At 76.1% G+C, this 12,125-nt stretch carries 10 protein-coding genes; 3 read left to right on the forward strand and 7 right to left on the reverse strand.

Annotated features, from left to right (window positions below; genetic code table 11):
- Window positions 1-51 precede the first annotated feature (51 nt).
- Window positions 52-420: a hypothetical protein gene (locus BLT39_RS12265; protein ID WP_091063390.1), complete on the forward strand. Its 369-nt coding sequence runs from the start codon at window positions 52-54 to the stop codon at window positions 418-420.
- 124 nt (window positions 421-544) lie between these two features.
- Here the strand turns inward: BLT39_RS12265 and BLT39_RS12270 are convergent, their stop codons facing one another.
- From BLT39_RS12270 to BLT39_RS12295, 6 genes are all read right to left on the reverse strand, one after another.
- Complete coding sequence (locus tag BLT39_RS12270) at window positions 545-2,119, reverse strand: ATP-binding cassette domain-containing protein (RefSeq protein ID WP_091063393.1); 1,575 nt, start codon at window positions 2,117-2,119, stop codon at window positions 545-547.
- A 113-nt stretch (window positions 2,120-2,232) separates the two neighbouring features.
- Window positions 2,233-3,798 carry a glycoside hydrolase family 13 protein gene (locus tag BLT39_RS12275; protein WP_091063396.1) on the reverse strand — a complete coding sequence of 522 codons (1,566 nt, stop codon included), beginning with the start codon at window positions 3,796-3,798 and terminating at the stop codon, window positions 2,233-2,235.
- Window positions 3,799-3,853: 55 nt separating this feature from the next.
- Window positions 3,854-4,279 (reverse strand): globin, encoded by a 426-nt coding sequence (locus tag BLT39_RS12280; RefSeq protein WP_091063400.1) that lies wholly within the window; start codon window positions 4,277-4,279, stop codon window positions 3,854-3,856.
- On the reverse strand, window positions 4,276-5,541 hold the full coding sequence (locus tag BLT39_RS12285) for an MFS transporter (RefSeq protein ID WP_242658358.1): 1,266 nt from the start codon (window positions 5,539-5,541) through the stop codon (window positions 4,276-4,278). Before BLT39_RS12285 ends, BLT39_RS12280 begins: the two co-directional genes overlap by 4 nt.
- Window positions 5,542-5,561: 20 nt before the next feature.
- Window positions 5,562-6,572 carry a mechanosensitive ion channel family protein gene (locus tag BLT39_RS12290; RefSeq protein WP_091063403.1) on the reverse strand — a complete coding sequence of 337 codons (1,011 nt, stop codon included), beginning with the start codon at window positions 6,570-6,572 and terminating at the stop codon, window positions 5,562-5,564.
- Between the two features lie 25 nt (window positions 6,573-6,597).
- Window positions 6,598-8,679 carry a prolyl oligopeptidase family serine peptidase gene (locus BLT39_RS12295; protein WP_091063405.1) on the reverse strand — a complete coding sequence of 694 codons (2,082 nt, stop codon included), beginning with the start codon at window positions 8,677-8,679 and terminating at the stop codon, window positions 6,598-6,600.
- 119 nt (window positions 8,680-8,798) lie between these two features.
- Here BLT39_RS12295 and BLT39_RS12300 point away from each other — a divergent pair, with 119 nt between their 5' ends.
- The gene (locus BLT39_RS12300) at window positions 8,799-9,404 is read left to right on the forward strand and encodes an HNH endonuclease (RefSeq protein ID WP_242658359.1); all 606 of its coding nucleotides are present in this window, start codon (window positions 8,799-8,801) and stop codon (window positions 9,402-9,404) included.
- 3 nt (window positions 9,405-9,407) lie between these two features.
- On the opposite strand, the gene kynU is transcribed toward BLT39_RS12300, so the two are convergent.
- Window positions 9,408-10,673 carry a kynureninase gene (gene kynU, locus BLT39_RS12305; protein WP_091063408.1) on the reverse strand — a complete coding sequence of 422 codons (1,266 nt, stop codon included), beginning with the start codon at window positions 10,671-10,673 and terminating at the stop codon, window positions 9,408-9,410.
- Window positions 10,674-10,705: 32 nt separating this feature from the next.
- Here kynU and BLT39_RS12310 point away from each other — a divergent pair, with 32 nt between their 5' ends.
- A complete protein-coding gene (locus BLT39_RS12310; protein WP_242658360.1) occupies window positions 10,706-12,118 on the forward strand; it encodes an amidase in 1,413 nt (470 codons plus the stop codon).
- The last annotated feature ends 7 nt before the right edge of the window (window positions 12,119-12,125 follow it).

Consider the following 12,125-nt stretch of genomic DNA (forward strand, 5'->3'; position numbering starts at 1 on the left):
AGCGCCGCCCCGGTGCGGCCTGACCACCCAGAGACGACAGGAGTCCACCTCATGGCACAGCTCGACACCGTCATCGCCTCGCTGCTCGAGATCGAGGGCGCCAGCGGCGCCGCGATCGTCGACGCCGACAGCGGCATGGCCCTCGCGGCCGGCGGCAGCCCCGGCTTCGACCTCAACGTCGCCGCGGCCGGCAACTCCAACGTGGTGCGCGCCAAGCTGCGCACCATCGGCGACCTCGAGCTCAACGACGAGATCGAGGACATCCTGATCACGCTCAAGGGCCAGTACCACCTGATCAACGTGCTGCAGGGCGCCGGCAACGCGGGCCTGTTCATCTACCTCGTGCTCAACCGCGCCACCGCGAACCTGGCGCTGGCCCGGCACAAGCTGCGCGCGGTCGCCAAGGACGTCAACGTCTGACCCCTCTGCTCGACCCCAGCGTTGATCAGGGGGTTGATCGAAGTCCGTCCTCCTGCGCCAGATCTCGTGCAGGAGGACGGACGACGATCAACCCCCCTGATCCACGCTGAGGGGCCCGGGGGCCCTAGGCGGGGGTGGCGACGGCGCCGAGGATGCGGGCGCGGACGTCGGCCGCCGACATCTCGTGGGTGTCCAGCCACTCGTCCACCCGGCCGTCGGAGACCACGCCGATGCGGTCGCAGACCTCGGTGAGCTCGTCGGGGTCCACCGACACCACGACGACCGACCGGCCGTGCGCGGTCACGTCGTCCAGCAACCGCCGCACCTCCCGGCGCGAGCGCAGGTCCAGCCCGCGGGTGGGCTCGTGCACCACGACCACGTCGCCGTCCTCGGCGGCCATCCACCGGGCCAGCGCCAGCTTGTGCTGGTCGCCGCCGGACAGCGCCCCGAACACCGTGCGGATGCTCATCGTGCGCACGTTCATCCGGTGCACCGTGTCGATGACGCCGCGCAGGGTGGCGATCTCGGTCCGCAGGTCGTCCGGGCGGCCCCACTCGGCGTCGGTGAGGGTGCGGGCGATGGTCTCGCGCGGGTCCATGCCGTAGGCGTCGTCGTCGGGCCGGTAGGCGGCCAGCCGCAGCGGCGCCGTGCCCGGGTCGTCGGTGACCGGCCGCTGCTCGCCGTGCACCGAGACCGCGTCCACCTGCGCCGGGATCTCCCCGGTCAACGCGCCGGCGATCTCCTGCAGGCCCGAGCGCCGCCGGCCGGTGAGCCCGAGCACCTCGCCGCGGCGCAGCGTCAGGTCCAGGCCCGCCGAGGTCCCGGGCACCCGCAGGTTGCGCACCTCGAGCGCGACGTCCGCCGACGGCTCCGGCCGGGTGCTCAGCGCGGGCAGCGGCGCGGGGCCGTCCTCGGGGGCGGGCCGCGCCTCGGGGATGAGCACCGGCGCGGTGGTGCCCCACGGCCGGGCCTCCGGCCGCGCAGCGGGCACGGCGCCGTCCAGGGTGGCCACGGCCAGCCCGGCCGGGTCCAGGCCGGCTGCGGGGGCGTCCAGGGCGATGCGGCCCTCGCGCAGCACGAGGACCCGGTCCACGACCTCGAGCATCTCCGGCAGCCGGTGGCTGATGTAGAGCACGCCGCGGCCCTGCGAGCGCAGCCGCCGGGCGATGGCGTGCAGGCCGTCGACCTCGGCCGGGGTGAGCGCGGCCGACACCTCGTCCATGACGACCAGGCGGGTGTCCTCGGCCAGCACCCGGGCCGCCTCGACCAGGCCGTGGACGAACCGGGGGACGTCGGCCACGAGCTGGTCGGGGTCCAGGTCCAGGCCCACGTCGGCCAGCACCGCCCGGGCCCGGGCGCGCACCCGGGCGTCGGGGGCGCCGGCCAGCTCGGTGTCGCGGAACACCGCCCGGGCGACCGTCAGCTCGGGGTCCAGCCGGACCAGCTGCTCGACCGCGCCCACCCCCAGGTGGCGGGCGTCGGCGGCGGACAGCGGGGCGTAGGCGTGCCCGGCGACGGTCATCAGGCCGGCGTCGGGGGCGTACCGGCCGGCCACGATGTCGCCCAGGGTGGACTTGCCGGCGCCGTTGGCCCCGACCAGCCCCACGACCTCGCCCTCGGCCACCGAGAAGGTGACGTCCCGCAGCACGCGACGGGCGCCGTAGGCCTTCGCGAGACCCTCCACCTGGAGCAGGTCCATGGGTGCAAGGCCTCCCGGAACGGGTCCGGCGAGCCGGACCCGACGTCGTCCCCGTGACGGTGAGTGGTCACCCGGATGCTACCTGCCGAAGCCGGAACCGCCCCGTCTGGAGGTCAGGCCTGCAACCACACCGCGGCGTCGTGCGGCAGGTCGTCGGCGACGTCCGCGCTGGCCAGCAGCACCCGGCCCTCGGGCAGCGGCACCGGGGCGCCGGAGAGGTTGAGCAGCACCACCAGGCCGCTGTCCCGGCGGAAGGCCAGGCAGCCCTCGGGCGCCGGCAGCCAGGTGAGCCCGCCGGAGACCCCGCGGCGCAGCCGCAGCGCCTCCCGGTACAGCGACAGCACCGAACCGGGGTCGCCGGCCTGGGCCTGCGCGGTCAGCCCGGCCCAGCCCTCGGGCATGGGCAGCCAGGTCGTCGCGCCCGTGGTGAAGCCGTAGGGGGGCTCGCTGCCGCTCCAGGGCACCGGGATGCGGCAGGCGTCGCGGCCGCGCTCGGTGTGCCCCGAGCGGGTCCACACCGGGTCGGTGAGCGCCTCGTCGGGCAGGTCGACGTCGGGCATCCCGAGCTCGTCGCCGTTGTAGACGAAGGCCATCCCGGGCAGCGCCAGCTGCAGCAGCGCCGCCGCGCGGGCGCGCCGGGTGCCGAGCTCGCCCCCGCCGTAGCGGGTGACGTGCCGCGGTCGGTCGTGGTTGGACAGCACCCAGCAGGCCGGGGCCGGGGTGGCGGCGACGGCGTCCAGGGAGTCCGCGACGGCTGCGCGCAGGTCCTCCGGCGTCCAGTCCGCGGTCAGCAGCCGGAAGTTGAACGCCGAGTGCAGCTCGTCGGCGCGCAGGTAGCGGGCCAGCCGCTCCTCGCTGGAGACCCACACCTCCCCGACGGTCATCGTGCCGGGGTAGGCGTCCATGACCCGCCGCACCATCCGGTGGATGTCGTGCACGCCGTCCTGGTCCAGCCGGGGGTCGTCGGGGCCGTGGTCGTCGAAGAGCCCGGTCTCGGCGTCGAAGGCGACGTCGGGCAGGCCGGGCGCCTTGGCCATGCCGTGGGCCACGTCGATGCGGAACCCGTCGACGCCCCGGTCCAGCCAGAACCGCAGGGTCTCCTCGAGGTCGGCCAGCACCTCGGGGTGGGTGAAGTCCAGGTCGGGCTGCTCGGGGGCGAACAGGTGCAGGTACCACTGGCCGTCGGGCACCCGGGTCCACGCCGGGCCGCCGAAGATCGAGGGCCAGTTGTTCGGCGGCTGCGCGCCGTCCGGGCCCTGCCCGTCCCGGAAGACGTAGCGGGCCCGCTCGGGCGAGCCGGGCCCGGCGGCCAGCGCGGCGGTGAACCAGTCGCGCTGGTCGGAGGTGTGGTTGGGGACCAGGTCGATGGTGACCCGGATGCCCAGCGCGTGCGCCTCGGCGAGCACCCGGTCGAACTCGGCCAGGTCGCCGAAGACCGGCTCGACGTCGCGGGGGTCGGCGACGTCGTAGCCGTGGTCGGCCATGGGGGAGGGGAAGAACGGGTTGATCCACAGCGCGTCGACGCCGAGGCGGGCGAGCTCGGGGAGGCGGGCCCGCAGGCCGGCGAGGTCGCCCACGCCGTCGTCCCCGCCGTCGGCGAAGGACCGGATGTAGACCTGGTAGAAGACCGCGTCCCGCCACCAGTCGGGGGACGCGGGCGCGGGGAGGGTGCTGGTCACGGGGTGCTCCTGGGAGGTGCGGAGGGGCACGCCGACGACGCTGTCAGCGGAGGGGTCAGGGGGCCAGCTCGGTGGGGCCGTCCCACCGGTTCTGCATGCTGCGGGCGGCCATCTCCAGGTAACCCCAGAGCGTGGCGTCCTGCTCGGGGGTCAGCCCGAGGGAGTCGACGGCGGCCCGCATGTGCGCCAGCCACGCGTCGCGCTCGCGGCCGCCGATGGCGAACGGGGCGTGCCGCATCCGCAGCCGCGGGTGGCCCCGGTTCTCCGAGTAGGTGGTCGGCCCGCCCCAGTACTGCTCGAGGAAGCCGCGCAGCCGCTCCTCGGCGCCCTCCCAGTCGTCCTGCGGGTAGAGGGGGGCGAGCACGGGGTCGCTGCGGACACCGGCGTAGAAGTGCGCGACCAGCGCGCGGAAGGTGGGTGCGCCGCCGACCTCGGCGTAGAACGTGCGTGCCGAGGGCAGCGGGCGGCTCGACTCGCTCATGCCCCCGATGGTCCCGCAACCGGGCTCGTCGCGGGCGGGCGGGTGCGGAGCAGGCCGACCAGGGGGACGGCGACCGCGGGGACGCCGAGCAGGCCGACCAGCAGGACGACGTCGGTGGGTGCGACCCCGGTGGCCGCGCCGCCGGCCAGCAGCGCGCCCAGGCCCTGCACCGCCGACAGGCCGGCGACGGCGACGCCGAAGGCCCGGCCGCGCAGCGCCGGCGGCACGGCCCGGACGAAGGCCACGTTGAGCGGGATGAGCCAGGCCGTGCCGAACCCGGCGACGGCGAGCAGCGACACGAAGGCGACGACGGCGGCGTCGCCGGTCAGCACCCGGACGGCCAGGCCCGCCAGCGCGAGCGCGCCCACCGACAGCACGACCAGGGGGACGACGAGGCGCTCGCGCAGCCGCGGGGGGCAGAACCGCCCGACCACCACGCTGCCGACCACCGAGCCGACCGGGTGCGCGGCCAGCAGCACCCCGACCAGGGCCTGGCTGCCGACCAGCTGGTCCGACAGCGCCGGGCCGATGCCCTCGTGCGCGTTGGTCACCAGCGTGCCCACCCAGAGCAGGCCCACGATGGCCAGCAGCCGGGGTGTCGTCAGCACCAGCCGCAGCCCGGCCGCCACGTCGGCCCCGAGGGACACCGGGCCGTCGGCACCGGGGTCCGGGGCGGGGCGGGGGCGCAGCCCCACGACCAGCCACAGCCCGGCGAGGGCGAAGGCCAGGGCGTTGAGCAGCAGCCCGAGCGACGGCGACAGCGCCGTGACCAGCAGCCCGCCGACGAGGAACCCGACCACCTGCGCCAGCTGCTGCACGACCCCGACCAGCGACGTGGCCACCGCGTACCGGTCGTCGGTGAGCACGTCGGCGGTCAGCGCGGAGCGGGCGGCCTCGTAGGGCGGGCTGCACACCGAGACCAGCAGCAGCAGGACCAGCAGCGCGGCCAGCGGCATGCCCGGGACCGCCATGAGGGCGACGAGGGCGGCGCGGGCCAGGTCGCTGGCCACCATGACCTGCTTGCGGGGCAGCCGGTCGGCCAGCGCCGCCAGCAGCGGCCCACCGACCACCCAGGGCAGGTAGCTGATGGCGAAGGTCAGCGCGCTGAGCAGCGGGGAGCCGGTGCGCTCGTAGACCAGCACGGTGAGCGCGAGCTTGGCCAGCATGTCGCCGGCGGTGGCCAGCACGTAGGACCCGAACAGCGGCCGGAACTCGGCCTCGGCGAAGACCGACCGGTAGGTGGCCGGGCGGTCCTGGCCCACGTCGTCCGGGGCGCGGTGGCTCAGGTCGGCCCCGCGGTGGTCGGGATGCCCGGCGGCGCGACCGGGATCCGGATGCCCTCGGCGGCGAAGCGCTCCTGCAGCCGCATCCGCAGCTCGCGGCCGACCCGCCACTGGTCGGCGTTGGTGGTACGCACCTGCAGCCGCATCACGATCGCCTGCGGGGTGATCGACTCCACGCCCAGCGACTCGGGCTCGGCCAGGATGACCTCGGCCCAGGCGGGTTCGGCGTAGACCGCGTCGCCCACCTCCTGCATGACCTCCCGGCAGCGCTCCAGGTCGGTGTCGTGGGTGACCGGCATGTCGATGACCACCTGGGCGTAGCCCTGGCTCTTGTTGCCCACCCGCAGCACCTCGCCGTTGCGGGCGTACCAGACCACCCCGTTGACGTCGCGCAGCCGGGTGACCCGCAGCCCCACCGCCTCCACGGTCCCGGTGGCCTCACCCAGGTCGACGACGTCCCCGACGCCGTACTGGTCCTCCAGGATGATCCCGATCCCGGCGATGAAGTCCTTGACCAGGTTCTGCGCACCGAACCCGAGCGCCACGCCGACCACGCCGGCCGAGGCCACGATCGGCGCCAGGTTGATGCCGAGCTCGCCGAGCACCAGCACGACGGCGACGAAGAAGATCAGGATCGACGACGAGCTGCGCAGCACCGAGCCGATCGCCTCGGCCCGCTGGGCGCGCCGGGCGGTGACCTGCTCGACCAGCAGGGCGTGGGATTGGCCGTCCTTGGTGCGCCGCGGCTTGAGGATGGTGGGCACCTGGCCGGTCGCGGTGCGCTCGGTCAGCCGGCGGATGCCCCGGTTGATCAGCAGCCGGGCGACTCCGGCGACCACCAGGACGAGCAGGATCCGCAGCGGGGTGGCCACCAGGGCCTGCGCGTTGGCGGCCAGCCAGTCGACCTGGAACCAGCTGTAGAGCCGCGCGCACAGCGAGGTGGAGTCCTCGGTGACGCAGCTGGGCACCGCGTCCGACGCAGCCGCGGTGACCGACAGTGCCGTGGTCATCACCGGCGCAGTGTCGCAAACGTGCTCACCGCGGGGTGAGCCCCGTCTCCGCGGCCAGGAACGCCAGCTGGTCGGCGGCCAGGCCCACCGTGCGGCTCACCGCCCGCGCGCCGTGGCCCACCGCCACCTCGCGGCGCAGCACGACCGGGGCGGCGGAGGACGTGGCGTGCTGCAGCGCGGCCGCCAGCTTGCGGGCGTGCAGCGGGTCGACCCGGGTGTCGGACTCGAAGGTCGTGAACAGCACCGCCGGGTACGCCGTCCCCTCGACCACGTGGTGGTAGGGCGAGTAGCCCAGCAGCCAGCCCAGCTCCTCGGGGTCGGCCGCGGTGCCGTACTCGTCGTTCCAGGTGCGGCCCAGGCCGAACAGCTCGTAGCGGACCATGTCCAGCAGGGGCGCGCTGCAGACCACCGCGGCCACGAGGTCCGGCCGCTGGGTGGTCGTGGTGCCCACCAGCAGCCCGCCGTTGGAGCCGCCGAACACGCCCAGCTGCCCCGGCGTCGTCCAGCCCTGCGCCACCAGGTGCTCCCCGGCGGCCGCGAAGTCGTCGAAGACGTTCTGCTTGCGCTCGCGCATGCCGGCGCGGTGCCACTCCTCGCCGTGCTCGGACCCGCCGCGCAGGTTCGCCACCGCCCACACGCCCCCGGCGGCCACCCAGGCCAGGGCCTGCGCGCTGTAGCCCGGGGTCAGCGGCACGTTGAACCCGCCGTACCCGTAGAGCACGGTCGGCCGCGGCCCGCTGGGGGCGGCCTCGGTCGAGAGCACGAACAGGTGCACCGGCGTGCCGTCGGCCGACGTCGCGTGCGTCTCGGTGACCACGACCGGCGGGACGGCGCCGGCCACCGGGGCCTGCTCCCACGGCACCAGCTCGGCCGGCCGGGCGGCGTCCCAGACGAGCACGGACGGCGGGGTGGCGTAGTCGGTGAACCCGACCCAGGCCGTCGTCCCGCCCTCCGGGGGTGCGCTGACCCCGGCGACCGACCCCGGCGGGACGGCGACGTCGGAGAGCCGGCCCGACCCGTCCGCGGCCCACACCGACAGCCGGTCGGTGGCGTCCACGGCGTGCACGGCCAGCACCCGGTGCCCGCCGTCGGGGGCGTCGACCAGCGCGACGTCGGAGAGCACCGCGCCGTCGGACTCGGGCACCACGTCGCGCCACCGCCCCGGCGCCCAGCTGTCGGGGTCGGTGGGGTCCGCGACGGCCAGCCGGCCGCGCGGGGCGTCCCGGTCGGTGAACAGCCACAGCCGGCCGTCGCGGGCCACCCAGGCCGACGTCTGCGCGTCCACGCCCACCTGCAGCGGCCGCAGCTCGCCGTCCCCGGCCAGGTCGGCGACCCAGACGTCGTCCCGCGGCGCGGTGCCGGCCGAGGCGGACACGACCAGCCAGCGGCCGTCGGCCGACGTCCGCACGCCGTAGTAGTTGGTCGGGTCCAGCCCCTCGCCGTGCACCAGGACGTCGGTGGCCGGGTCGGCGCCCACGCGGTGCCGGAACACCCGGCGGTGGAACTGCTCCTCGCCGGCCGGGACCTGGTCCGGGGCGAGCCGGCGCACGTAGAACAGCTCCTCGCCCCCGGGCAGCCAGGCGACGGGGGAGTAGCGGCAGCGGTCGACCGGGCCGTCGAGCACCTCCCCGGTGGCCACGTCGAGCACGTGCAGCAGCGACTCCTCGTCGCCGCCGACGGAGACCTGGTAGGCCAGCCGGGTGCCCTCCCACGAGGGTGACCAGGCGTCCAGGGTGGTGGTGCCCGCGGCGTCCAGCGCCATGGGGTCGACCAGCACCCGCTGGGTGCCGTCGGCCTCGCGCACCCGCAGCACCGCGTGCTCCTGGCCGGGGTCGCGGCGGGTGGAGAAGGCCCGGCCGGCCCGCCAGACCGGGATGCCCACGGCCCCGGACCGCACCAGCTCGCCCAGCCGCTCGGCGAACGCCGCCCGGGCGGGGAGGCCGGCGAGGACCTCGCCGGCGTACCGGTCCTGGTCGGCGGCCCACGCCTGCGTGCGCGGGTCGGCCGGGTCCTCCAGCCAGCGGTAGGGGTCGGCGACCGGGTGGCCGTGCAGGTCCTCGACGAGGTCGAGTCGGGGGGCGAGGGCGGGGTCGGGCCGGGTGCTCACCGGCCGACCGTAACCAGACCGACGGAAAGGGTTTGCCCGCTGCGGGTGGATCCGGGGCAGACTGGGGGTGCCCGTGGGTCGCAGCACCCCGGCGGTCCGGGGCGCAACGGAGGTGCCCCGTGCCGCTGACCGCACTCGGGTCGTCGTCCGCGTCGGGCCCGCCGGGCCCGCGGCGCGACCCACGTCCCGGACCCGCCGCGCCCGCGGCACCGGTGGCCACCACGGCCGCCTGCCTGTTGCTCAACGCCACCTACGAGCCGTTGTGCGTGGTGTCCAGCCGCCGCGCCATCGTGCTGGTGCTGGCCGGGAAGGCCGAGCCGGTGGACGTGTCCGAGGTGCTCTGCCACGCCGAGCTGGTCGCGCTGCCGGTGCCGGTGGTGGTGCGGCTGACCCGCTACGTCCGGGTGCCCTACCCCGCCCACGTCCCGCTCTCCCGCCGGGCGGTCTTCACCCGCGACGGGTCGACCTGCGTCTACTGCGGCGCGGCGGCGACCAGCATCGACCACGTCTGGCCGCGCAGCCGGGGCGGCACGCACACCTGGGACAACGTCGTGGCCGCGTGCCGCCGGTGCAACCACACCAAGGCCGACCGGTCGCTGGCCGAGCTGGGCTGGTCCCTTCCCCAGCCGCCGCGGGCGCCGTCGGGGTCGGCGTGGCGGCTGCTCGGGCACCGGGCGGTGGACCCGCGCTGGCGGTCCTGGCTCGGCCTGCCCGACGCCGCCTAGTCCTCAGGTCACCCTGCTCCGCTCGGCCGGGTAGCCCAGGTGGGCACCGGTGGCGAGGACGTCGACCAGCCGGTCGACGGCGTCCCACAGGTCGACGAAGCGGGTGTAGAGGGGCGCCGGGCCGAAGCGCACCCGGTCCGGCGTCCGGAAGTCCGGCACGACGCCGCGGTCGAGCAGGGCCTGGGTGAGCTGCCAGGCCTGCGGGTGCTCGACCACGACGTGCGCTCCCCGGGCCCGCGCGTCGCGCGGCGAGGCGAGGCGGACCTGGGGCACCCGCTCGTCGAGCAGCTGCACCAGGACGTCGGTGAGCGCCCGCCCCTTCGCGGCCACGGCCGCGATCCCGGCCTCGGCGGTGATGCCGGCACCGACCTCCACCGCGGCGGTGGCCAGCACCGGCGGGGTGCCGACGGCGAACCGGTCCAGCCCGTCGGCCGGGACGTACTCCGGACCCATGTCGAACTGGTCGCGCTGGCCGAACCAGCCCTGCAGCGGCTGGCGGAGCGAGTCCTGCAGCTCGCGGCGCACGTAGAGGAACGCGGGCGCCCCCGGCCCGCCGTTGAGGTGCTTGTACGTGCAGCCCACGGCGAGGTCGGCGGCCGACAGGTCGACCTCCACCGACCCGACGGCGTGGCTGAGGTCCCACAGCACCAGCGCGCCGTGCGCGCGGGCGGCCGCGGTGACCGCCGCCAGGTCCAGCAGCGCGCCGGACCGGTAGGCCACCAGCGACAGCACGACGACGGCGACCCGCTCGTCCAGCGCCCCGGCCAGGACGGCGGGGTCCAGCCCGGTGTCGATGTCGGCCGCCACCTCGCGCACCTGCAGGCCGCGCTCCCGGGCCACCCCGGCGACGAGGTAGCGGTCGGTGGGGAACTCGTCGGCGCAGGTGACCAGGACGTCGCGGCCGGGCCGGGCGTCGACGCCGGCCCGCAGCAGCTTGTAGAGGTTCACCGACGTCGAGTCGCCGACCAGCACCTCGCCCGGCCGGGCGCCCAGCACACCGGCGGCCAGCTGGTCGCCCACCCGCCCGGCCTGGGACACCCACTGCGCCCAGGACCCGACCAGGCCACGGCCCCACTCCTGCTCGACCACCCGGGCCAGCGCGGCGGGGGTGGCGCGGGGCAGCCTGCCCAGCGAGTTGCCGTCCAGGTAGAGCCGCCGCCCCGGGCCGTCGTCCCACGTCCCGCCGGGGCCGTCGCCGGTGAAGCGGTCGCGGAACCCGGCCAGCGGGTCGTCGGCGTCGAGCTGCTGGGTGGCGGAGCGGGTGAGCACGCGCCCATGGTCCACGGCTAGCGTCGCCGACCGTGACCGCGCTGCACGAGCTGACCGCGCTGGGGATGGCCGCCGCCGTCCGGGCGGGGGAGGTCAGCCCCACCGAGCTGGTCCGCCACCACCTGGCCCGCATCGAGGCCCTGGACGCGGGCATCGGCGCCTTCCTGACCGTCACCCCCGAGCGGGCGCTGGCCGCCGCGGCCGAGGCCGAGCGCCGGCTGGGCGCCGGGGACCCCGCACCGCTGCTGGGCGTGCCGACCGCCATCAAGGACCTGAACCTGTCCGCCGGGGTGCGCACCACCTCCGGGTCGGCGGCGATGGCCGACCACGTCCCCGACGTCGACGACCACGTGGTCACCGCGCTGGCCGCCGCGGGCACGGTCAGCCTGGGCAAGACCAGCACGCCGGAGTTCGGGTTCCCCTGCTACACCGACAACGACCTGGTCGGCCCCACCCGCTGCCCCTGGGACACCACGCGGCTGGCCGGCGGCTCGAGCGGTGGTGCGGCCGCGGCGGTGGCGCTGGGCATGCTCCCGTTCGCCCAGGGCTCCGACGGCGGCGGCTCCATCCGCATCCCCGCCGGCATCAACGGCCTGGTCGGCATCAAGCCCGCGCGCGGCCGGGTCAGCAGCGCGCCGCTGGGCGCCGAGATCACCGGGCTGGGGGTGCAGGGCCCGCTGGCCCGCACGGTGCGGGACGCCGCGGCGATGCTCGACGCGATGGCCGGGCCGGTGGTGGGCGACCCCAGCTGGGCTCCGCCGCCGGCGGAGAGCTTCCTCGCCGCGGCCGACCGGCCGGTGGGCCGGCTGCGCATCGCGCGGCACCGCACCACGCTGGTGCCCGGGGTCGAGCTCGCGCCCGAGGTGGACACCGCCTTCGAGGACGCCTCCGCGCTGCTGGTCGAGCTGGGCCACGAGGTGGTCGACCTGCCGGCGACGCCGCTGGGCGAGGAGGTGCTCGCGGCCTTCGAGGACGTCTGGTCCCTGACCGGCGCGACGCTGCCGGTGACCGAGCAGCAGGTGCACCTGCTGCGGCCGCTCACCCGGTACCTGCGGGACCGGGGCCTGGCCCTGTCGGCCCGCCGCGCGATGGAGGCGCTCACCACCCTGCGGGTGTTCAGCCGCCGCTTCGTGCAGGCCACCGACCCCTTCGACGTCCTGCTGGCCCCGATCTGCACCGACGTGCCCCGCCCGGTCGGCTTCTTCGACCACGACGGCGACGGCGCCGCGGACTTCGAGCGGCAGAAGCGCTACGCGGCGTTCCCGGCGCTGTTCAACGTCACCGGCCAGCCGGCGGTCAGCGTGCCGCTGCACTGGACGCCCGACGGGTTGCCGGTGGGCACCATGCTGGTCGGCCGGCCGGCGGACGAGGCCACCCTGGTCGCGCTGGCCGCGCAGCTGGAGCAGGCCCGGCCGTGGGCGCACCGGCACCCGCCGGGCTGGTGAGCTGGGC

The organism is Klenkia brasiliensis (assembly GCF_900100695.1).
In the GTDB taxonomy this organism is placed as follows: domain Bacteria; phylum Actinomycetota; class Actinomycetes; order Mycobacteriales; family Geodermatophilaceae; genus Klenkia; species Klenkia brasiliensis.

Bases quoted from the DNA above. Each gene is read 5' to 3' on its own strand.
- BLT39_RS12265 (WP_091063390.1), top strand. From the start codon at position 52: ATGGCACAGCTCGACACCGTCATCGCCTCGCTGCTCGAGATCGAGGGC.
- BLT39_RS12270 (WP_091063393.1), bottom strand. From the start codon at position 2,119: ATGGACCTGCTCCAGGTGGAGGGTCTCGCGAAGGCCTACGGCGCCCGT.
- BLT39_RS12280 (WP_091063400.1), bottom strand. From the start codon at position 4,279: ATGAGCGAGTCGAGCCGCCCGCTGCCCTCGGCACGCACGTTCTACGCC.
- BLT39_RS12290 (WP_091063403.1), bottom strand. From the start codon at position 6,572: ATGACCACGGCACTGTCGGTCACCGCGGCTGCGTCGGACGCGGTGCCC.